This is a genomic window from Dapis purpurea BLCC-M126 (genome assembly GCF_050015975.1).
In the GTDB taxonomy this organism is placed as follows: Bacteria; Cyanobacteriota; Cyanobacteriia; order Cyanobacteriales; family Microcoleaceae; genus Trichodesmium.
The window spans coordinates 20,692-44,868 of record NZ_JBNHER010000209.1 but is presented as its reverse complement, the minus strand read 5'-3'; the positions used below and the strand labels follow the sequence as shown (position 1 = coordinate 44,868).

The window sequence follows — 24,177 nt, the reverse complement described above, 5'->3', positions numbered from 1 at the left end:
TATGCCGTTGAAAATCCTTAAAGTTTCCTATACCAAAACTTCTAAATTGAATCTATAAAATCATCATATTCTTAGTTTTATATACTAAAATTAAATTAGGCTCTAGTTATTATGAGGCCAGTAAATTAGATTTACTAATATTAACAAGGAAAATTCACACATGAATACAGGAGTAGAAAAACAAAAAGAGACGTTTGAGGATATTTACTCAAAGTCTAATAATTGGTCTTATTGGGATGATACCAATCCCCTAACCAGATATCTACTTGACAGAAGACTTCAGATAGGAGTCAAACATCTAATGAAAATGACTAATTCATCACCTCAAGACTGGGATGTATTAGTAATATGTGGTGGGGTAGGTGGAGAAGGTAGCGTTTTAGCTAACATGGGCTTTCGCTCAGTTACAGTTTCAGACATATCTGAAAATGCGATAGAGGGATGTCAAGTCAGAGACTCACGCCTCAAAACAAAAGTTATGAATGCAGAAAATCTGGAAATACCAGATGAATCCTACGATTTAGTCTTAGTACAAGATGGACTACATCATCTGCCTCGTCCATTTCTGGGTTTAACAGAGATGATTCGGGTGGCTAAGAAAGCAGTAATTATGATTGAACCCCATGCTGGAATAGTAGCAAACTCACTAGGAATGGAATGGGAAGATCATGGCGGTGCAGTTAACTATGTATTTCGGTGGAATAAGTTAATGTTTGAACAAGCAGTTAAGAGCTATGTTTTGCAATTGCCCTGCCAGATCGAAGTAATTCGTTTATGGAATCATAATTTAGTTATGGATAAGGTAGGAAAAATTTTTGGTGGTGGCCAAAGGGGGAAGGTCGTGGTACAACTTTGCTATTCTTTATTAGATTTATTTGCTGGATGGTTAGGAAATATGACCATTGGATTATTCGTCAAAAATTCCCCAGTTGAGAATCATAAGTAATAATTAATTTACAAAGGGACTAATGTAGATGCGAGTTTCCCTGATTGCTAGATTATTATTAGGTTTAAGCTACTTTAATTTATTTAGCCTAATAAAATTAAACTATATCCTAGCACAGCCAGTTAATCAAAACAATAATTCGGTCTTAGAATTAGTAGAAATAGATTCTAATCTAACTAAGAGTGCATATAGGTTAGGTGGAGGAGATATAATTAATATTGATATACTGGGTGTACCTGACTATAGCGGGGACTATCAAATTCCAGTAGATGGAGTGATAGATTTGCCTTTGGTGGGTAGTTTGTATCTTAAGGGATTAACAATTACTGAAGCTGGCGATGCTATTTCTGCTAAATATGCAAATATCCTCAAACGCTCGATTGTAGCAGTTAAACTTAAAGCTTCTCGGCCGTTCAATATCTGGATTTCTGGGGAAGTAAATCAAGCAGGATCTTATGCAGTGGCCTTAAAATCTGGGGTAGGCCAAAGTCCTGGAACTCAATATCCTACTTTGCTTCAGGCAATAGAACAAGCAAAGGGAATCACCCTAGCTGCCGACATAGGACAAATTAAAATTCGTCGCCCCCAAAGAGGAAATAAAGAGATAATTATTAATATTAATCTTTGGGAAATGCTGACAAGTGGCAATCTCCCTCAAGATATTACCTTGCGAGATGGAGACTCAATTTTTATACCGAGTACCCAAAGTATCGATCTCGAAGAAACAAGACAAATAGCTACAACTGTTTTTGCTATCCCTATAGATCAACCCCGAAATGTGACAGTAGTCGGAGAAGTAGAACGTCCTGGTGCTTATGTTGTCCGTGGAGGAGATACAGGAGCAGACTTTAACGTTAGTGGGCAACCTACTTTAACAAGAGCAATTCAGTTAGCCGGAGGAATTAAACCACTAGCTGATATTCGTCATATCCAACTGCGACGACAGACGAGAGCGGGAGCTATCCAAACAGTAAATATAGATTTATGGGAACTACTACAGAGTGGAGATATTAATCAAGATGCAATTTTGCAGCAAGGAGATATGATTGTAATTCCCACTGCCTCAGATATCGATCCAGCAGAATCACCTGAATTAGCAGCAGCTAGCTTTGCTCCCGATGAAATAGAAGTTTCAGTAGTAGGGGAAGTCAGACGACCAGGACAAGTTAAAGTTCCGCCAAATACTCCCTTGAATCAAGCTATATTAAAAGCAGGAGGATTTAATAGAAGTAGGGCAAAGAGGAATTCTGTAGAGCTAATTCGCCTGAACTTCAACGGTACTGTTTCTCGACAAACTATAGTTGTTGATTTTGCTTCTGGAGTTAATGAAAAAACCAATCCCATGCTGCGCCAGAATGATGTTGTTGTTATTAGTAGGAATGGGATAGCTGCTCTATCAGATACATTAAATACTACATTTGAATTTGGAGTGAGTACCTTATCAGTGCTGAGATTTTTTGAAGTATTTGGTGTTTTTTAGCAGGTAATATTTAAGATGGAACTAATAAAATAAGACTAAGGGCTATTTTGAGGCTAAAAATAATAAATAAATATTTAATCAAGTGGCATTGGATATGGATTATGAAACTAATTATGAACAAATTACACATAAGAATAACGGTCAGCAACTATCTCCTTCATTTACTCAAGCTCCCCAAACCAATCTAGGAGATAATGAGGATGAAAATTTTGACTTAGGTTGGATTTTTGCTGTTGTTCGCCGTCGTCTATTGATTATGGCAGGTATAGGATTAACACTAAGTGTACTTGCTGGAGGATTAATTGTTAAAAGTGCCCGTCAAGTAGTTCCAGTATATCAAGGTTCTTTTAGATTATTAGTAGAGCCAATTACTGCGGAAGGGAGATTAGCTAGACTATTTTTAATGGCTCAAAATGTTGGTGCTAGTGCTGATATTCAAAGGATTAAAATAGAAGACAATAGTCTGATAGATTATGAAACTTTAATTAGAGTATTAAAGAGTCCGACTATACTTGAACCTATAGTAGATAGATTGAATACTGAGTATCCAAATATAAATTATAACCTACTAAACTCTGGTATTGAAATTAGTCGGATTAGTGTACAAATAGGTTCTCAAGAACAAGGTACAAAAATTTTAGTAGTTAGGTATAAAAATCAAGACACAAAACAAGTTAAAGTTGTATTAGAATCTTTAGAACAAGCTTATTTAGAGTACAGTTTAGAAGAACGTCTGACTAATCTACGTCAAGGAATTAACTTTATTAAAGAGAAACTGCCTAACTTAAGAGAGCGTGTTGATATATTGCAAGGACAAGTACAAACACTACGACAAAATTATAATGTATTTGATCCAATAAAAGCTGATAAATTATTGTTGGAGGAGTCATTGATTGTTCAGAGACAACAAGTAAAAGTTCAAGGGGAATTAGCAGAAACTCGCTCGCTCTATAATCACCTACAACAACAGTTAGAAAACGGAGATATTATTGCAGTATTATCAGTAGAAAATAAAGCTTATGACTTCTTAATTACAGAGATTCAGAAGTTAGAAAGTCAAGTTGCGGCTCAGTCAACCTTATTTTTAGATGATAGCGAACCAATGCAAATGCTACGAGAAAAGCAAAAAAATTTGAATGCTTTAGGGTATAAAGAGGCTGAAAGTATATTAGATAAAATATCTGGTAAAATTGAAGAACAAGAAGCTAAGGAAAAAGCTTTCGGTGAAAGTATCACAAAACTGAATGAACAACTTAGACAACTACCAATAGTAGCACGTCAATATGGAGATTTAGAAAGAGAATTAGAAGTTGCTACGAATACTCTCAAAGAGTTTCTATCTAAACTAGAAGCATTAGAAGTTGATGCTGCTAGACAAGAAGTCCCTTGGCAAGTGATTCAGGCAACACAACTGTTAAAAGATACAAATGGCAATCTTATACCTACTGAATTTACCAAAACGAAAAGTCAATTAGCTATAGTGGTAATTGTCTGTACATTGCTGGGTGTGGGTGCAGGTTTTTTGATAGAGGTTTTAATTACAGTCTTCCATACTCCAGAAGAAGTAAAAGCAGCTACTAAACTTCCTGTCTTAGGAATGATTCCTGTAGCTAAGGAACTCAAGAAACCACTCAAGGGTAAGAGAAAAAAAGTTTCTGTATTGACGGCTACGGATAGAAATGGTAACCATTTTGTTGAGCGCGATCCTCTAGAGCTAATTTACAGTAATACGAACTTGTTGGAGGCTTTTCGGTCTTTTTATACTAATATTCGTTTGCTTACTTATGACAAGTCACTTCAATCTTTAGTCATAACTTCCTCTACATCTGGAGATGGTAAGTCTACTGTTGCTGTTAACTTAGCTCAGATAGCTGCTGCTATAGGTCAGAAAGTTCTGTTGGTAGATGCTGACCTGCGAAACCCACAAATTCATTTGCGTTTGGGTTTACCTAATTTACAGGGGTTTACCGATGCTCTTGCTACAGATCTTAGTTTGAATGATGCGATCCAGCGATCGCCTGTAAATGATAACCTATTTGTTTTGACTGCAGGTCAAGTGCCACCAGATCCGATTAAGTTGCTTTCATCTAAAAAGAAACAATATTTGATGGAACAATTTCAAGCTTTTTTTGATTTAGTCATCTATGATACGCCTCCACTGATTAATTTAGCAGACGCAAATTTAATAGCTGCTCATGCAGATGGAACTATTGTCGTGGTAGCCATTGAAAAGACAGATCGTTCTATGTTAACGAAAGGTTTAGAGGGATTTAAAATTTCTGGTGGTTCACCATTAGGAACAGTTACCAATTTTATTAAACGGTGAGGTATTTCCAGAAGGAGTCAGGAGTCAGAATAGTTTTAAATTTACTTGTTGTAATTATTTTAAATTTAATTTTGCCTATCTACTATAGTGACATACCTATAATGTTGTAATAGTAGGGGCGCGTTCCGCATTAAATTAATGGTGTTACAAATTATATCAAATCCGGTTGAATACTTATGATATGGTTGGGGGGATAGGGAGATGGGGGGATGGGGAGATGAAGACAAACCCGTAAACACTCTCCGGTGGCGAATTTAGCGAGATATCTATTAAAGTAATTGAAAAAATTATCAACACATATCCTATGACCAGATTCTATGTGCAATTAACCGGATTTGATATTATTTAGATAAACCCGCCCCCGCTTCCATAATCAATACACTAGTGCAGAATGGCGGAAATAACTGACCAGTTATATCAAATCCGCTTAATTCGGTATAAAAAAAATTTTCATCTTCATTCAAGAGCAAATGTTTCTAAATTCCCTTTCCTCCTGACTCCTGACTCCTGACTCCTAGATTAACTATCTAATTACACCGATACTACCGGATTTGATATTACATGCATCCGAAAAGTCTTACTAATCAATACTTCTGACTTTCCCTCCTGCTCCCCTCCTCTTCCCCTCCCAGGAGGGGTTAGGGATGGGTTGGGTTAGGGGTGGGTTGACTTCTGACTTCTGACTTCGGCGTAGCGGCACTAGCTTAATACGATCGCTTGCTTCTTAGAGATAAGCTTTTATTGACAGCCGCGGGTTTCTTTGGAAAAAAAATTAAATCTTTTTTCTATTTTTTTTATACTTACAATCAACTGTTAAGTAGGTGAGCATAAAATTTACGCAACATTAGAGGCAGGTTTTGAAAACAAGATGGTCTTGAAGTAAAGACTTTTGGTTAAACTAGCCCCTACAATTTTTTTTTACGTTTAATAAACCTACCAACTTAATGGCCACTAAACACAATCTGAATAGGTGGCCTATTTTCTCTGTCCAATTTCATCTAGCTGTGTCCTATTTGCTAAGTCATTAAATATTCAAGTGTCAGTGGTATCAACTATCTAAATTTGCGTATTTTCACTAGAAAAAAAATGCTGAACTCCCAAAGATAAGTATATTTATTGAATTAAAGTAATTCCTCTTAATTATTATTTTTTTTGTTGGAAAAATACTAAGTATATTCTCGGTTATTCCTCGAAAAATATGAGTACATATCAGTGTAATTATTGATGCAAAAAAAGTTTTTTAAAGGTTTAGAAAAGAATTATTTTGGTGAGCAAAATCACTTGATTTTGAGATTTAAAGCAGTTATATTAAGTTTAAAGCAAATAAATAAAGGTTCTACAAACAAGTAAACTTTAATGATTTGTTATATCTGTTTATCTAAAAAAACACTGTTGATAATTTTTTAACTTCTGGGTTGTAAAAAAAATTATTAGACCAAGACAAACCATACATTAAATAATTTGACCGGAGGACGAACAATGAAATCTAAATTATCTATCTTCTTAACAGCGATCGCTGGTGGTTTAATCTCTGCTATGCCTGCTCAAGCTGCTAGTTTTAATAACAGTGGTATCTTCTTTGAAGAAGAAACTGAAGTAGATTTTCAGTTTCTAGGGGCTTATAACTATTGGCAATCAAAACTAGGTATACTCAACGTGGATACAGGAGTAAAAACAATCCTGTTTGAGGAAACTCAAAATACAGATGGATCGGGTGGCCCTGACAACCAAAATCTCTCTGCAATTTCTACTCCACAAACTTCTTACACATTTGCTGCTGATACTGAATACTCACTTTTCTTAAGAAGTCTCACCCCAGATGGTGAAAATCCTTTTGCGGGATCAGCCATTGAGAATGTAAACACTATCTTCTCTACAGATACTTTAAACCCTGGTTGGTTTAACGTAGTTACTGGTGGAACAGGCCGTAACCCAGATGGTACATATACAATTGGAGTTGGTCCAGATCAACCTGACAATCTGAATCAGTATGATAGTACTGAAAATAGTAATAGCACTCTTTCTCTCAATGGTCGTGACGATCTTCTTCCTAATGGTCAGCGGAGGTCTATTTTCATAAATGATTTATTGGCTGGAGATGTAGTAAATATACTCTTTGAAGACAGTACTCCTAATGGTTCTGATAACGACTTTGATGATTTTGTATTCACAGCACAATTATCTGGCGCTACCGGCGGGGGTGTTCTATCTGAGGTAGCCTCAACTCCAGAACCTGCAACCTTAGCTGGTTTAGGCATGGTAGCTGGTGCAATGTTCCTATCTCGCTCCCGCAAGAAGCAACACTAATTACCCTGATTGATATACGGAACTCAGGGAGTGACATCTACCTTAATTGTTTGGGTGCTAAAAAATAATTATCCTAGCTACAAACTGCACCTCTAGTATCAATTTCCAAAGCTTGTACTTCTGTAACTACTCCCTGATTTTTCCAAGCTTCAGTCATTGCCGTTACTACTGTTGAACTTGTGAATGAGTTTGTCAGTGCTAATAAAGTCGGACCTGCACCACTAATTACCATTTCATAAGCACCAGCATTTAAGGCAGCAGAACGAACAGATTCATATCCTTTAATTAGAGATTGTCGGTAGGGTTGGTGAATTTTATCTTGCATTCCAGCTTGTAACCACTCTCCGCGACCAGTTTCTAAACCTCTTAACAAAATTCCCAAATGGGCAGAATTAAATATAGCATCAGCGCGACTGTATTCTGTTGGCAGAACTTGTCGCGCTTCTGCTGTTGAAAGTTCAAAGTTGGGTATTGCTACTACTGGGACAATATCAGAATGCCAGGGAATATCGCATATTTCCCAACCTGTGGGAGTAGAAGCGGTTAAACGACAACCACCCAGTAAGGCAGGTACAACATTATCTGGATGTCCTTCAATGGCGATCGCTAAATTCATCACTTCAGTTTGGCTTAAAGGAGCACCTGCTAGTTGATTTGCCCCCACTAAACCTCCGACTATTGCGGTGGCCGAACTTCCTAGTCCTCTGGCTAAGGGTACGCCTAAGTCGATTTCTAATAGCACAGATGGGGGAGTTTGGTTGATATTTTCATATAATTTTATAAATGCTTGATAGGCAAGATTGCTTTTATCTGTACTGACTCGTGGAGCTTCTTTGCCTGTGACGGTTATTTTTACTTCTGTTGCGCTATCCGCAATAGAGAATTTGAAGCGGTTATATAAGGAGAGGGCAGCACCGAGGCAGTCGAAACCAGGGCCTATATTTGCGGTAGTTGCGGGGACAGTAACTGTGATAGAGGAAGGAGTTGTCATTTCAGTTTTTTTTACGGTGTAGGATACCACGGGATTTATCCCGTGGCTCATCTTTCATCCAGGGGTTAAAACCGCCTGGCTCTCATCTTCTTAGCTAACTTTTATAGGAGCGGGTTCCGCGTTAAATTGATTGGCATTAAAATTAAGTTAGATAAACCCGCCCCCAAATATATCATGTGCTACTAAAGCTGCGTGCGGGTAAAGATTTTCGGTTAAACCTGCCCCTACAATTTTTTTAACGTTTAATCCAAATACTACAGCAGTTGTTAGGAAACTGAGGATATTCTAACACCTCTCAAATATAGCCACAGCAAGAATTTAACTTTTGACTTTTGACTTTTAACTTTTGACTTGAAAACCCCCACCACCTGGAGTTTCAATCACAAATACATCTCCTACATTCATCTCCACAGTAGCAATACCCCCCAACTCTTCAACTTTTCCATCATTCCGTTCCACATAATTTTTCCCTACTAAACCATCACCCCCACCATTCAAACCAGGTGTAGAAACAACCCGATGACCTGATAATATTCCGGCAGTCATCTGCTCCAAAAAACGTATTCGCCGAATTACTCCATTACCACCTTTATATAAACCTTCACCCCCACTACCAGAACGTATGGTAAAACTTTCCAGTAATATTGGAAAGCGCCATTCTAAAACTTCCGGATCGGTTAACCGGGAGTTAGTCATGTGCGTATGTACCGCATCGGTGCCATGAAAGTTCATACCTGCACCGGAACCTCCACATATAGTTTCATAATATTGATATTTACTATTGCCAAAAGTAAAATTATTCATGGTTCCTTGAGATGATGCCATTATTCCTAAAGCATTGTATAAAGTATCAGCGATTGCTTGGGAAGTTTCTACATTGCCTGCTACTACTGCTGCTGGATATTTTGGGTCTAACATACTACCTTGAGGAATGATAATTTCTAATGGTTTGAGACAACCTGCATTGAGAGGAATATCATCATCAACTAGGGTACGAAAGACGTATAATACTGCTGCTCTACAAACTGCGGTTGGTGCGTTGAAGTTGTTAGGAAGTTGGGGAGATGTGTCTGTGAAGTCTATTTTTGCACTGAGATTTTTTTTGTCGATACTGACAGAAATTGAAATTTTCTTATTGTCGTCTAGGATAGAGGTAGCAGTTTTATTGGTGAGTGATGAAGATAATTTTTTGATTGCTTGGCGTACTGAGTTTTCGGCGTTATTTTGAACAAATTTCATGTAAGCTTGTACGATTTCTAAACCATAATTTTCTGTCATTTTTTGCAGTTCTTGTACGCCTTTTTCATTGGCAGCTACTTGTGCTTGTAAGTCGGCGATATTTTGGCTGGTGTTTCTGGCAGGATATTTGCCGGAGGTGAGAATTTTTAAGAGTTCTGTTTCTTGGAATTTTCCGTTTTTTACGAGTTGAAAATTATCGATTAATATTCCTTCTTCTTCAACTGTTTTACTGTGGGGAGGCATGGAACCGGGAGTAATTCCGCCAATATCTGCATGATGTCCGCGAGAGGCGACATAAAATATGGGAGTTTCTATTTTTTCTATCTTTTCAGAGGAGGTTAGAGAAATATTTGTCTCATTCTCTGAAGAAAAATATTTTGGTTTTTGTAGAGTTGGAAATACAGGAGTAATAACTGTTATATCTGGCAGATGAGTTCCGCCATTGTAGGGATTATTTAAAACATAAACATCTCCTGGTTTGAGGAAGTCACCTTTGTCATAAATCAAGGCATTAACACTTTCACTCATGGAACCTAAATGTATAGGAATGTGAGGAGCATTAGCAACTAATTGACCATCCTGGTCAAAAATAGCACAGGAAAAATCTAGTCTTTCTTTGATGTTTACTGAAGAACTGGTATTTTGTAATGTAATTCCCATTTGTTCGGCGATCGCTCGAAATAGGTTATTAAATATTTCTAGCATTACTGGGTCTGCTGAAGTTTGAATTTTGTCTTGAGACTTGCGAGTTAATTCTGTTTGAGTTTCTGAAGTTTTGCTGTGGGTTAAAATGAGGTGATTTTTGGCAGTTAGTTCTGCTTGCCATCCAGGTTCGATAATATTAGTTCCGGTTTTTTCAATTATTAAGGCAGGGCTATTAATTTTGTCTCCTGGTTGTAAATTTTCTCGTAAATAAATAGGAGTATCATGCCATTTTCCAGCGGTGTAAATTTGTGTTGTTGTAACTGGAGTTGTAGGAGATTTTTTACTGGGAGATTTTTCTGTTTCTTCTGGGGTTTCCATTTGCTGAATAAGTTCTAGGGAAACTGCTTCAACTATTAAGGATTTTTCTGCCATGATAAATCCATATCTTTGTTGATGAGCTGTTTCAAATTCGGCTTTCATTGTGGAGATATTTTCTGCAAAGTCTATGATTAATGTTGAGTCACTGCCTTGATATTTGAGGTGAACTTTGGATAATACAGAATGACAAGAAATAGATTCTAACTCTGAATATGTAGAGGAGAAACTTTCTGTTATTAACTCTTGTTTGGTTTCGGTTTCTAGCTTGGTAAAAATTTCCTTTAACTCTGGTAATAATTCGGGAGTTAGTATTTTTTCAACTGCCTTTTCCTTCATCACTCGAATATCTGCTAATCCCATACCATAAGCTGATAAAACTCCGGCGTAAGGATGAATAAATATTTTTTTCATGCCTAAAGCATCAGCAATTAAACAAGCGTGTTGACCTCCAGCTCCGCCAAAACAACAAAGTGTATATTCGGAAATATCATAACCTTTTTGCAGAGAGATTTTTTTAATCGCATTTGCCATTTTTTCCACGGCAATAGCTAAATATCCACTTGCCACTTCTTCTGTTTTTTTACTATTACCTATTTCTGCTGCTAACTGAGCAAACTTCTCTCTAACAATCTCCAAATTTAAAGGTAAATTTCTATCCTTACCAAAGACTTTAGGAAAAAATTCTGGCTGTATTTTTCCCACCATTAAATTACAATCTGTGACAGTTAAAGGTCCGCCTTTTCCATAAGCAGCAGGTCCGGGATTTGCTCCTGCAGATTCAGGTCCAACACGATAACGGGCACCATCAAAAAATAAAATTGAACCTCCACCGGCAGCGACAGTATGTATCGACATCATTGGAGTTCGTAACCTGACTCCAGCAATTTCTGTTTCAAATTCTCGTTCATATTCTATTGTTTTATTTGCTGCTCCAGCGTAATGAGCAACGTCGGTAGAAGTACCACCCATATCGAAGCTAATTATTTTATGAAAACCTGCATTTTTGCTTGTTTGAACTGCTCCAACAATTCCACCAGCAGGACCAGATAAAATACTGTCTTTACCTTGAAATTTTTGTGCATCTGTCAAACCACCGTTCGACTGCATAAACATTAGTTTTACTCGATCTATTTTTGAGGTATCCTTATTATTGAAATTCTGTTTTACCAAATTCCAAGTTAAATCTTGTTTCTTGTGTGTTTTTTCTCCTACCCCAAGCTCCATTTCTTCCTTTTCCAAAGAGGAATTTTCTCCGAAAATTATATTATCTGTTCCAGACTTTTCAAAAAAATCTAAATAACTCCTAACTTGATTAACATATCGTCGTAAAATTGGTGATAAATAAGCATCAACTACTGTAGTATCTCCCCGACTAACTAATTTCATTAAAGGGCTAACTTCGTGGGAAACAGATACTTGAGTAAATCCAATTTCTTGAGCAATTTCTTTGATTTTTTGTTCGTGTTTCGGGTAGCGATAACCGTGCATTAAAACAATAGCACAACTTCTAATTCCTTCTTTATATATTGTTTGCAATTGAGGAACTAATTCTATTGTTTGAAGTGGAATTAGTTCTTCACCTTTAGCTGTATAACGTGACTCAACCTCAATGACTTTTTCATAGAGCATTTCAGGCAAAATAATTTGCCTGGCAAAAATATTGGGGCGGTTTTGATAACCAATTCTTAGAGCATCTTTAAAACCTTTATTAATAACTAAAACTGTTCGATCCCCTTTCCTTTCCAATAAAGCATTTGTGGCAACAGTTGTACCCATTTTAATGACTTCTATTTCTTTTGAAGGTATAGGTTGATTTTGAGAAATTCCTAATATTTCTCTAATTCCTTGAACTGGTGCATCGGGATAGCATTCTGGATTTTCTGATAGTAGTTTATGAATAATAATTTTACCGTCTGGAGCTTTAGCAACTATGTCTGTGAATGTACCTCCACGGTCAATCCAAAATTGCCAACGGTTGTTAGTAATTGATGTGTTAGTTATATTCATATTGATTTTAGGGATAATAATTGTAATTTGTTTAATTAAATGTGGTAGTAGTTATAGCGATACTAAATTGTAAAACATAATTTCATATATTTTTTTATAATTATTCATACATACCAAGTGCAGTTTGTCAAAAGAGGCCGATATAGCTGAAGTCAGAATTGATAACATTTATCCGTGAAGTTCCACTTAATAAAAAGATAACAGTTGTCACTAAAATTCAGGTCTGGGTAAGAATTATTAAGTGCATTGTTCCCGATAAATGACCTAACTTTATTTTTATTGATGATTAATTCAACTATTGCGCAACAGTTTTTAGATTTTAGATACAATGAGTAGGGATAGTGTTACGCACTGCTACCTGTTTCATGTCGCAGCGAAACGCCCTATTGCAGGTTGATAATTAATTAAACTATGACGTTACAGTTTTTAGATTTTATGTAAACTAGCTAGTGCAGAATGGCGGAAATAACTGACCAGTTACATGCATCCTAAAAGTATTACTAATCAATACTTCTGACTTCCCCTCCTGGGAGGGGTTAGGGGTGGGTTGACTTCTGACTTCTGACTTCCGCGTAGCGGCACTAGGGTAGCGATCGTCTCATAGCATTTTTCAATAAAGTTATACTCGATCAAAGATAATAGCTGTTAGTAAAATTCAGGTTTCGGTAAGAATTATTAAGCCAATTTCACACTTCAAATGTACCAGTAAAAGTATTATATGATTCTATATAGCTGTCACTAGGTTCTACCAACGCGATTAATTAAGTATTAATATTTAACACATTAATGGCCATTATATAATACTTGATGGTAGAGGTTTTTTTGTGGTTGAAAGGAAATAGCATTTGTGAAAATTTTTACCTTTAAAGTTGTCATAATAATAATAGGTAAACCATAAATCTTGTGAGAAAATTTCGGAGTATAACTTGAGAATATTTTCCTAAAGATAGGATAGATTGTTCTCTGAGGTAAAGGAGAATAATTTCCATACCCTGAAACTAACTCAGGAGTTAAATAAGTAACATCAAGATATCGCCATTTTTTATTAGTACGACAAGTTCAACAATTGAGAATTGAGAATTGAGAATTACCTCTCCTTGAAACAGATAGGATTGACGAAAAGGAAAATTGTTATTTATTATCCCCTTAAAAGGAGAGGCTTTAAACCACAATATTTCGGTAAAAAACAAAATCAAGAAGGTGACAAAATTCATAATTCTAGAAATTTCATCTCTTTCTCCTTTATATGTTTTTGGAATAAGTTCAACTTTGCTACTATCTTGATTTGAAACAAATAATTTTGGTTCTTCATTTTCCTGAGTTCGTCTTCCTGACAAAAATTGAAACCCTACTTGATGTTTCGGTAAAATTTCTCTAATTAAATACCTTTTTTTTACTTCAGCTTGCTTAATATTCTCTATCTCAATTTCCTCTATACCCATTAAATTATCATTCAAAGGTGGCTCGAAAAATTGTTCTAAAATTCCCACGTTTGTAGAAAGAAACTCAAAGGTAATTTCTTGATTTTTAATGACTTTTCTATCAGTATTTTCAATGTCGCAAGAGATGAGATACAAATCTGCAAGCTCATAGTCTTCACCATAAAGGATACTAATATTTTTCTGACCTATATCTTTTTTAAACTCTAAAATACTCAATATATTTGTTGTATAGGAAAGCTCCATTGCTTGGTCTTGACGTTGCTTTTTTGATGAGAAATAATTAAATAGCGCTACAAAAAACCAGAGATAATAGCAATAGCAACCTTTTGCCAAAAATCACTATTGTCTAATAGTGTTTGAATTGCTGTCAGATATTCGTTTAAGGTATTCATCGAATAATATCCTTATTTTTTGAAATAAAAATGATTAATTTGATATGGCAATCGTAAATAATTTGATTTGTCAAAAAAACTCTAGGGGTTTGGTTTCCAAACCGATTGTGAAAATGGGATTTGGAGACCAAACCCCTACGATAAAATATTACAACATCAGCATGGATTGCTATACCAATTTTTTAAAGAGATGGAAGAGTTTAATTCCCCCAAACTCCCCTTTGAAAGGCTTGCTCAAGAATTCAGGTTTATGTCATAATTTTATTAAAATGGTATGAGTTTCCAAATTTGTGATATTAAGTTATCCTATTTTAATTAAATCTGCAGTGGGGGCGTCTTAGCCGCTATTAGTATACCTGAGTGAGATGAAATTTGCTATAAATGTTATAGCAATACTAAATTGGTTGTGATAATTTTTATAACAGTTAATTTGAACTGAAAACCTTTAAAATTCTGACTCCTGACTCCTGACTCCTGACTCCTGACTCCTAATTGCCACCAAAATATTACAACTTAAATAGGATTGCTATAACTAATAACTATTAACTGATTATCCACTGCCTAGTACCGAAATATTGACAAGAATGAGCAGCAATATTAGCAGCATTTGCCAAAGCTTCTGTAAATTCCCTATCAAAAACATAGTGACAAAATGCTCCATGAAAAATATCACCCGCACCTAAAGTATCAACAGGATTAATTTTCGGAACTTCTACATTACCAAACTTACCTTCACTCAAATATTGGATAGGTTTTTCTCCTTGGGTTATAGCAATATGTGGAATATTTTGATTTGCTAAATAGGCAAATACTTCCTCTTTAATTTGACAGTTAGGAGGATAAAAATTAGCCGAACAAATAGCATAATCGACAAAAGGTAAAATTTCCTCAAATCCAGATTTCCAACTACCTCCATCTATAACAATAGGAATATTTTTTGACTTGGCAAGTTGAGTAATTTCTAGACTTGCTGCCATTTGATGGCCGTCAATTAAAACAATATCAATGTTATGAATAATTTCCGGCGAAATAAGTTCTTTAGAGATTTGAGACTTAGTAGCATTGATAGAAATAACTGCGCGATCGCCTGTATCTTGAGTAGTAATAATTGATGAAACTGGTGGTGGTTCGGAACGATTTTTATCTAGGTCTTGTATTGTGACATTATGCTTTTCTAAATCTGCTTTAATTAGATGATTTATGGGATGATTGCCTAATCCACAGAGAAGAGTTGTTTGATTATCAAAGTAGCTAAATGTTACAGCTGCATTTGTGGCTGGACCTCCAGCAGTAACAGAATAATTAGCAGCAACAACTTTTTGATTTTTATCAGGATAAGTTGCTGTGAGATAAACTAAATCTAAGGTAATTAATCCGACAAATAGTCCCGTTCTAGTCATGTTTTTTTTGTTTATCAATTTTAAGTAAAGATATTTATAGTAGACAGTGAGAGAATCTTTTTTAACAAAATATTAATGTTTAAATATTCCTATAAATGCAGGTTAATGGCTAATAGCAAAAGTAAGAATTAGGTGTATTTGAGTCAAGATTTCAGGACTATTTTCTGGGGGACAATAGTTGTGTATTCTTAGCTACTTCCTACTCGCTAATCCCTATTCCCTAAAATATCAAACTTCTGTACCTTATCTATTTAAGAAATAGTATATATAATAGAATATAATAGAAGCAAATTTTAAGAATAGTTAACTATGGATAAACAAAGAGCAGTTGATGAATGTTATAATTCTGTGCAGCTTCACATAAAAATGGTATGAAACTAAAAGCAAGAGCTGATAGCTGACGGCTGAATACTTACGATTTCATTTGTCAAAAAATTGTGCATCTGAAAGTAGGAGAAATGAATATATTAGTAGAAAATTTAGGAATTCCTAGAATCCCATCTCATTTAAAACTACGACCCTATCAGCAACAAGCTGTTAATAATTGGTTTGCTAATCGAGGCAGGGGAATTTTAAAGATGGCAACTGGTACTGGTAAAACAATTACTGCCTTAGCGATCGCTACTGAACTTTATCAAAAAATTGGCTTACAAGTATTAATTGTTGTTTGTCCTTATCGTCATTTAGTAACTCAATGGGGAAGAGAATGTGAAAAATTCTATCTCCAACCAATTCTGGCTTTTGAGAATGTACATACTTGGCAAAATCAACTTTCTACTACACTTTATAATATTCATTCCGGTCATCAAAAATTTATTTCTGTTATTACTACTAACTCTACTTTTATCTCAGATAGTTTTCAATCTCAGCTTAAATATTTTCCTGAAAAAACTCTGATTATTGGAGATGAAACACATCATTTAGGTTCGCCCAAGTTAGAGAAGAGTTTACCAAAAAACATTGGTTTAAGACTTGCCCTATCTGCCACGCCAGAAAGATATTTTGATGACCAAGGAACTACAGCAATTTTAGATTATTTTGGTGAAGTATTACAGCCTGAACTAACTTTAGCTAATGCTATTAGACAAGGTGCTTTAGCTCGTTATCTTTATTATCCAGTTTTAGTAGAATTGACTGAAGCAGAAAGTCGGGCGTATGCAAAATTAACCTCGAAAATTGGTTGGGCATTATTATTATCAGAAAAAGAAAATGTAGAAATAGAAAAAGAAGACTTAACTGCTTTATTAATTCAGCGTTCCCGTTTAATCGCTTCAGCAAAAAATAAATTAACAGCATTAAAAGCATTAATGTCAAACCGTTTACAAACCAGTCATACTTTATTTTATTGTGGGGATAGTTCGGTAGAAACTGAAGATATTTCAAATTTAAGGCAAATGGAAGCGGTGGTAAGAATATTAGGTTATGAATTAGGTTATCGAGTTAATACTTATACTGCTGAAACTCCAATTAAAAAAAGGGAAAAATTAAGGCAACAATTTGAAAGTGGAGAATTGCAAGGTTTAGTAGCAATTAGATGTTTAGATGAAGGGGTAGATATTCCAGCAATTAAAAATGCAGTTATTTTGGCAAGTAGTCAAAATCCACGACAATTTATTCAGAGAAGAGGCAGAATTTTACGACCTCATCCGAGTAAGGAAAGGGCAACTTTATTTGATATGATTGTTCTGCCTCCAGATATGGGTAGAAGTACATTGGAAGTAGAACGAAATTTACTCAGAAAGGAGTTAAAACGCTTCTTAGAATTTGCTGATTTAGCAGACAATGCTGGAGAAGCTAGGGTGAAATTATTAAACATTCAAAAAAGATATGGATTATTGGATATTTAAAGAAGGAAGAAGGAAGAGGGAAGAAGGAAGAAGTAAAAAGTAAGAAGTAAAAAGTAAGAAGAAGTATTTCTGTGTTTTTAATTTCTACAAAAGAATAATTTCTAAGTTTCTAAAATTTCTCGTCTTAACCATTTAATAATAGTATCTATTAAATTTGGATAGTGGGGTGAAATAGATTCTATATTGTCAAATTTTTGGTCTGAGATAAGACAGATGGAACTGCCAAGGGTGCTTAAGGTTGTGAGAAATGTTTTGCTGAATAAGCGATCGCTTTTGGATGTGTAAAATATGAGTGCTATTTGTTTGTCTAATTTTTTCAGGTTGAGTCGCCAGTAGGTTTTGAGGGATGACATTGTAGTAGGGGTTGGTGTTATTTCTGGGCAACCTTTTTCTATCATTTCAATATAGATATCTGGGGCGGGGTTATCTGGGTTAGTAAAGTTTGCTCCGTCGATGCAAATAGGAATAATGGTTTGGTTGAGGTTGGGGTTATTGGTGAGATATTGGTGGAGAGTAGTAGGAAGTTGGGTTAAGTTAAGGTGTTGAATTGTGGTGGAGTTAATGACAGGAATATTATCGGTTGTTTCTGGGTAGGTGCAGAATGCCAAGCGTTGTAGAAGTCTCGGTAGCTCATGTGTTGGGCGCAGTGCCAAACAATTTCATTTCCAGCTATATATCGTGTTAAGTCATAATTATAAACTTCATTTTGTACAGAGTTTTGTTCTTGCATATCAAAATTTTGTTGTACATATTCTTTGAGATTAGTAACCATAAATTTTAATTTTTTTAGTTCAGTAATTTCCTTAACAATCATAGCAATTATATGGGGAATTGCCTGATTTTTACTAACTACAAAAAAATCAATAATTTTTTCAAATATTTGGGGGATTGAAAAAGCTCCTGCTTCTCTTAAAGAATATAGGCAAGTTAGATGAAATCCTGAATCTTGGCTCAGTCAGTAATAATTTCTGTATTTATACTCTTATTTTTTAAAAGAATATCAACAATCTTAATACATTTCATTTTGTCTTGACTATTAAAAAATAATTCAATTAGTTTACTTGTAGCTTTGGCATGAAATTTATCATATTTCAGTATAATTTCACTAACTTCTAATACAATAGGATCATTAGAATGTAAAAATTCAACTAATTTTTCTAGTACAGCTTCTTTGTTTGGAGATATTTCAAACAAGATTTTAATTATTTTAAAGCGATTGTCCTTGTATTTTTCAGAATTAAGATAACAGTTTAGTATATTTGAAGATAGACTAGGTAAAACTTTCAAAGTGTTTAAAAATAAATCATCAAAACAAAACGGTACGAATTTATTAAATTCACCATCCCAGTAATTTCTATCTATTAAACAACTGACACTATTTTCTATAATTTTTTTATATTGATAATGATGACCTAATCTATATAGTGATGCTACTAAAAAAGGTAAAAGTTGAAAACCGTAAAAATTTAAGCACTCATCTGACTGGAAATAATCCAAAATATGGATTATTCTTTCTCCATCTACTGCTGAAAAATGATTACTTTCCATCCACATCAAAGCTACTTCTTGCCAATATGAATCAAAAATTCGGTAGGTTGAGTTTGATACATCTCCAGGAATATGATTAAACAAAAACTCCCAGTTAGGAATGACAAGACTAGCAAAATATTCTTGAAAAGTTGGATGTAAAAACGTATAAACTTTATCTGTCTTAACTTCTCCATCTACTAAAACTAACCAATCCAAATCTAAAGCAAACTTTAACAGACTATCATCCTGAATTTATTTGTGAATTAAACTCTCAGACAACCGAAACTTTTCCGAACTATCTAAACCTGCTAAAGCCACCCTACCTAAAGCTTGATGAAGTTGATTTTTTAAATTAAGCTGAATATTCAAATCAATACCTATTTTTTCCGGCTTTCACTCATAAAAATACCGGATAAACCGTTGATAAAGTCCTGCTTTTGTTTCTGGGAACTCTGCATTTTCATCAAAATAAAAAATCTGACACAACAACGATAACCTCAGAGGATTTATCACCAAATCATAAATCCTTTCATGGCGCGACTATTTTAACTTTTGCTCCAACTTTTTACCCAGTTTTTCATTCTCAGCTTTAACAAACCACTGATGAACAAAATCATCAACTTGTTCAAATTTAAACTCCAAAGTTTTGAAACTTACAAAACCACTAAGAGGATTATTAAAATTAACATCCCAAACATTTGTGCGACAAGTTAAAAAAACTTGCGCTGCACTTAAGAAACCAGTAAGTTGTTGTTGAATATTTCTTAGAGTTTTTGCTGCGGAAGTTTCTCCTATTTCATCAACACCATCAAGCAACAACCACACCTCATCCTTTTGTAATAGTTTTGTTAATGGTTTCTCCACAGTTTCCGAGTCAATATCTAAATCTATGAACGACATCGCATTTAGCAACCACTTTTTCAGAATGTACTCTTCCAGTGTTTTTCCCTGCAAATCTCCCAATGGAATACATATATATAGATCGTTTGTGTTTTTCAGGTAAGTAGCAATTTTATCTAACCAAGTCGTCTTACCCGAACCTGCTTCTCCAACAATAGCAGTAAATTTATTTTTCTTTCTTTGAATAACATCCAACAAAAATTCATCATATTCGTAAGTGCGGGTAATAACCTCTTTCTCCCTGAATTTTTCTATCCCGTTATTCTGACTGTGAGGTTCTTGTAATTTGCGTTCAACTAACCCCAGTTCCACAAATACTTCAACTTCACATCCTATTTGAGTTGCTTTGCGTCTGAGTTGTTGAGTTGTTTGCTGCTTCTCCAACATTTTTGCACATACTTCACGCCAATCAATTTTTATTTCAGTGGAGCTGGAAGGTAAGTTTTCTGGTTTTTTTCTATATTCTTTTTCCAGGAGTTTATGAAAGTCTAATTTTTCTCCATTAGCATCTTCTCCTAACTCAAATTTCTTCCGAATAGCTAAAGAGATTTCTTTTAATCCTTGTCTGATAGAACCTTCAGCATATCCTGATTTTTTGGCAGCTTGAGTGTGAGTCAAACCACTTAACTTTCCTAAAAGTGCAACTTTTGAACTAGGTGCTAAATCTTTCTTTTTTTTATGTTATTTTTCTACAAGAATTTCTGCTAAGTCTCTGAATAGTTCGTCAATCTTCCAATTTTCGTAAGCTTCTGAAAATTCTTCTTCAAATGTCATTTAGTTAAACTATTTTGATAAATCTACAAATCTAATTTTATCAATATTTATCATAACACTCACAAAATACTCACAGTTTTACTCACACTTAGTCACAGACTGTGAATATATTTTATCTAATCTTCTAGATAAGCTGTAAATAGTTAACAAAAAGGAGAAAAAATTATAAATGCTTATCAACTCAGCCTTTTCCCTAACACTGAATACCTATCCAGTAAATCTAATAATCTAAATGACTTATCTTCTGATTATCGTAATTTTAAAAGTGGCGAAATTATCAACGAATTAGAAATGAAAGTCATAGATATTTTGGAAATAGTTTTAGGTGATAATTTCCGTTATTGCCCCCAAATCACTCTCAAGAGTATTTGTCCTAACGCTGGCTGGATAGCAAAAAATATTTAGGAAATCTGGATTAATTCCAAAGTAGATATTGCCATAATAGAACGAGGTTTAAAAACAAATCGCCAAGCAAAATTAGTAATAGAATGTCAGTCTCTTTGGCATAAATCCCCAGAAGTAAAAGAAAGCAATTACCACAAAGCTAAAATTTTCTCTGCTGTCAATATTCCGTTAATTTATGTAGATCAAGTTCCAGAAGATGAGCGTTTTTATCGGTTTTATACACCCAATGAAACAACCGAAATATTTTATAACTTAATTAGCCAAGATAATAGACAGCAACTCAAAACTTTTCTAGAACAATATATTGTTCAAAAATAACCAAATTAAAGGCAGTTTTAAAGTTATAAAGTTACTGAAAATGTAGGTTTGGTTGAGGAACGAAAACCCAATACAATCTTGGTAAGTTGGGTTAAGCGACAGCGCAACCCAACCTACTAACTAAACAATGTTAGAATAAAATATGTTGAGCTAACATTGGGTTTTGTGGCACAATCTATCTAAAATTAATTAAACGTCTTAGTGAGGATAAACCAATTAACCAAACCAATAAATAAACTCAAGGATGTTTAATAGTTTGTCAAATTTATTCCTTCCTTAAATCAAAATGACTTCAAAATATTCAGATAAAGTAATCACAGAAATATCAACTATTTTTTCAGAAAAGCAATCAAAATATAATCCTAAAAGTCAAAGTAAACTCAATAATATTCAAGAACCAATTACTACTGCTTCCCCAGAAGTAAAACAGATTATTGGGCGAGTATTACAACTAGAAAAAGATCGACTTTATAAAAAAACTCCTCGAATTAACGATGATATTCTCAAAATTATTAAAGAAGCAGTGCAATGAAATTAATTTCAATTATATTGTGTAATTTCCGTCAGTTTTACGGTAAAACTCCAGAAATAATTTTGGCGTCAGGAAAGCAGAATACAACAATTATTCATGGCAATAATGGTGCAGGTAAAACCACCATAATGAATGCTTTTACCTGGGTACTTTATGAAAAATTTAGTGCTGCTTTTGCTGCAGAAACTCAATTGGTAAATAAACGGGCAATTACAGAAGTAAAACTGGGTCAAGCTATAGCTTGTTGGGTAGAAATTATATTTGAACATGATAATAAACGTTATCAAGCAAAACGTTTATGTCGAGCTTATAGAAACGAAAAAAATAAAATTGAAAATGGCAAAAGTGAGCTATATATGCAGATAGCTGGAGATGACGGACGTTGGTCTCCACCACCCGAACATCCTGATGATATTATTGGTAGAATTTTGCCAGAAAGTTTACACAAATATTTCTTTTTTGACGGTGAAAGAATTGAATACATTGTTCGAGATAATCAGAAAAGTGAAATTGCAGAAGCTACTAAGGAATTATTGGGAATTGAAGTCTTAAATCGTTCTGTTAGACATTTAGGAGAAGCTAAAAAATCTCTAGAAACTGATTTAAGATTGATTGGTAATCCCGAGACGAAAAAGCTATTGAAAGAAAAAAATAAAATTGACCAGGAAATTCAGAAATCATCAAAACGCCAAAAAGAAATAGAGCAAGAATTACAACATTATAAAGAGTTTCAAAAACAAATTAGTAGTCGTTTATTAGATTTTAAAGGTGCAGAAGGGTTGCCTCAACAAAGAGATCAATTAAAAGTTCAGATTGAAGCTATAAAAGAACAAATAGTGCAAGCAAGTCATGGATTAAAAAGAGCTATATCAACTCGTGGTTATATGGTATTTTTATCAGAAACAATAGCAGAATTCCGAGAAATATTTAGTCATTTAAAGGAAAAAGGAGAGTTACTTACAGGAATTAATCGACAGTTTGTTCAACAGTTATTAGAAGAACAGCGTTGTATTTGTGGAGCTGAATTAACTACGGATTCGAGTGGCAGGAAATTAGTAGAAAAATGGATGGAAAAAGTAGAAGTTGCTGATGTTGAAGAAACTGCAATTAGAATGGTTGTACAAATGGATGAAGTTGATAAGCAAGTGGTAGATTTTTGGGAAGAAGTTGATAGACAACAAGGAAATATAGAACAATTACGTTATCAACTTTCACGGGTTGAAAATGAATTGGAGGTAGTTCACAAAAAATTACGTAGTTATCCGGATGAGGATATTCAGCAGTTACAAAGAAGATTAGATGAAATTGAAATTAAGGTGGGAGATTTAAATAGGGAAACTGGTTCAAATACTCTACAGTTAGAAACTTTGCAGAAAGAAATTAAGGTATTAGATAAACAAGTCGATAGGCAAACAATGAATGAGTTAAGACAAGTTTTATGTCAAAGACGAATTGCTGCTACTCAGGATGCTATTGAGAGACTAAACGAAGTACGATTACGTCTAGAAAAACAATTTAGAGTTTCTTTGGAAAAGCGGGTACAAGAGTTATTTTATGAAATTTCTTTTACTCCTTATATTCCTCAGCTCAATGAAAATTATGAGTTAACTTTAGTAGAAAATACTGGTGGTAAAAATTCTTTAGTTGCAGCTTCTACTGGAGAGAATCAAATCCTCAGTTTGGCATTTATTGGTAGTATTATCGATCAGGTTAGAGAATGGAGTCAAAAGAATACTTTAATGGGTCCTGATAGTAGCACTTTTCCTATTGTAATGGATTCTCCTTTTGGGAGTTTAGATGAGATTTATCGGCGACAAATTGCCAAGATAATTCCTCAATTAGCAAATCAGTTAGTTGTATTGGTAACTAAGACTCAATGGCGGGGTGAAGTTGCTGAAGAAATGGCTGATTATATTGGCAGGGAATATGTTCTTTCCTATAATTCCCCAAAACCAGATTGTGAGGAAGATTCTATTGAGTTAGGTGGTGAATCTTATCCTTTGGTAAAACGTAGCCCAAATGAGTTTGAATATACAGAATTACTTGAGGTAGATTATGATAATTTTTAATTAGTTATATTAAATAATTAGCTCTTAGCAATTAGCTCTTAGATTTTTTATTTGTTTCATCTAGATACTTAAGCTATTTAATGCAATATTACGACATTAAGAAACAAGAAATAACGATTAATATTCAGGATTGAGGATTAAATAAAATACAGAATTTAAAAAAGTAAAGTTTAAATAGTTTATCTACATGGGGAACAGGCAACAGGCAAGAAAGAATACTCTAAGTCAATTAATATAACAATCACTATA

At 34.5% G+C, this 24,177-nt stretch carries 15 protein-coding genes; 7 read left to right on the top strand and 8 right to left on the bottom strand.

What is annotated here, in order from left to right:
• Nucleotides 1-160 precede the first annotated feature (160 nt).
• The 4 genes from ACP6PL_RS18380 (at nt 161) to ACP6PL_RS18365 (ending at nt 7,059) form a co-directional block, all read left to right on the top strand.
• A complete protein-coding gene (locus tag ACP6PL_RS18380; RefSeq protein WP_426546719.1) occupies nt 161-946 on the top strand; it encodes a class I SAM-dependent methyltransferase in 786 nt (261 codons plus the stop codon).
• A 28-nt stretch (nt 947-974) separates the two neighbouring features.
• Entirely contained in the window at nt 975-2,426 is a 1,452-nt protein-coding gene (locus ACP6PL_RS18375; protein ID WP_426546718.1) for a polysaccharide biosynthesis/export family protein, read from the top strand.
• Nucleotides 2,427-2,508: 82 nt separating this feature from the next.
• Complete coding sequence (locus ACP6PL_RS18370; RefSeq protein WP_426546717.1) at nt 2,509-4,752, top strand: GumC family protein; 2,244 nt, start codon at nt 2,509-2,511, stop codon at nt 4,750-4,752.
• A gap of 1,479 nt (nt 4,753-6,231) precedes the next feature.
• Complete coding sequence (locus ACP6PL_RS18365) at nt 6,232-7,059, top strand: PEP-CTERM sorting domain-containing protein (protein WP_426546716.1); 828 nt, start codon at nt 6,232-6,234, stop codon at nt 7,057-7,059.
• A 73-nt stretch (nt 7,060-7,132) separates the two neighbouring features.
• Here ACP6PL_RS18365 and thrB read toward each other — a convergent pair whose 3' ends face one another.
• From thrB to ACP6PL_RS18345, 4 genes are all read right to left on the bottom strand, one after another.
• Nucleotides 7,133-8,050 (bottom strand): homoserine kinase, encoded by a 918-nt coding sequence (thrB, locus tag ACP6PL_RS18360; RefSeq protein WP_426546715.1) that lies wholly within the window; start codon nt 8,048-8,050, stop codon nt 7,133-7,135.
• A gap of 339 nt (nt 8,051-8,389) precedes the next feature.
• Complete coding sequence (locus ACP6PL_RS18355; protein ID WP_426546714.1) at nt 8,390-12,319, bottom strand: hydantoinase B/oxoprolinase family protein; 3,930 nt, start codon at nt 12,317-12,319, stop codon at nt 8,390-8,392.
• 1,010 nt (nt 12,320-13,329) lie between these two features.
• Nucleotides 13,330-14,004: a hypothetical protein gene (locus tag ACP6PL_RS18350; protein WP_426546713.1), complete on the bottom strand. Its 675-nt coding sequence runs from the start codon at nt 14,002-14,004 to the stop codon at nt 13,330-13,332.
• A 691-nt stretch (nt 14,005-14,695) separates the two neighbouring features.
• Nucleotides 14,696-15,553 carry a sugar kinase gene (locus ACP6PL_RS18345; RefSeq protein WP_426546712.1) on the bottom strand — a complete coding sequence of 286 codons (858 nt, stop codon included), beginning with the start codon at nt 15,551-15,553 and terminating at the stop codon, nt 14,696-14,698.
• A gap of 458 nt (nt 15,554-16,011) precedes the next feature.
• Between ACP6PL_RS18345 and ACP6PL_RS18340 the strand changes: the two genes are divergently transcribed.
• Nucleotides 16,012-17,400: a DNA phosphorothioation system restriction enzyme gene (locus ACP6PL_RS18340; RefSeq protein WP_426546711.1), complete on the top strand. Its 1,389-nt coding sequence runs from the start codon at nt 16,012-16,014 to the stop codon at nt 17,398-17,400.
• Between the two features lie 101 nt (nt 17,401-17,501).
• Here the strand turns inward: ACP6PL_RS18340 and ACP6PL_RS18335 are convergent, their stop codons facing one another.
• From ACP6PL_RS18335 to ACP6PL_RS18320, 4 genes are all read right to left on the bottom strand, one after another.
• Nucleotides 17,502-18,008 carry an NACHT C-terminal alpha/beta 1 domain-containing protein gene (locus ACP6PL_RS18335; protein WP_426546710.1) on the bottom strand — a complete coding sequence of 169 codons (507 nt, stop codon included), beginning with the start codon at nt 18,006-18,008 and terminating at the stop codon, nt 17,502-17,504.
• Entirely contained in the window at nt 17,930-18,172 is a 243-nt protein-coding gene (locus ACP6PL_RS18330) for a hypothetical protein (protein WP_426546709.1), read from the bottom strand. The genes ACP6PL_RS18335 and ACP6PL_RS18330 overlap by 79 nt, the downstream gene beginning before the upstream one ends.
• A 179-nt stretch (nt 18,173-18,351) precedes the next feature.
• A complete protein-coding gene (locus tag ACP6PL_RS18325) occupies nt 18,352-19,146 on the bottom strand; it encodes a hypothetical protein (protein ID WP_426546708.1) in 795 nt (264 codons plus the stop codon).
• 324 nt (nt 19,147-19,470) lie between these two features.
• A complete protein-coding gene (locus ACP6PL_RS18320; RefSeq protein ID WP_426546707.1) occupies nt 19,471-20,448 on the bottom strand; it encodes an NACHT domain-containing protein in 978 nt (325 codons plus the stop codon).
• Between the two features lie 1,165 nt (nt 20,449-21,613).
• On the opposite strand from ACP6PL_RS18320, the gene ACP6PL_RS18315 reads away from it, so the two are divergent.
• Nucleotides 21,614-21,859 carry a hypothetical protein gene (locus ACP6PL_RS18315; RefSeq protein ID WP_426546706.1) on the top strand — a complete coding sequence of 82 codons (246 nt, stop codon included), beginning with the start codon at nt 21,614-21,616 and terminating at the stop codon, nt 21,857-21,859.
• Nucleotides 21,856-23,928 carry an AAA family ATPase gene (locus ACP6PL_RS18310; RefSeq protein ID WP_426546705.1) on the top strand — a complete coding sequence of 691 codons (2,073 nt, stop codon included), beginning with the start codon at nt 21,856-21,858 and terminating at the stop codon, nt 23,926-23,928. Before ACP6PL_RS18315 ends, ACP6PL_RS18310 begins: the two co-directional genes overlap by 4 nt.
• The last annotated feature ends 249 nt before the right edge of the window (nt 23,929-24,177 follow it).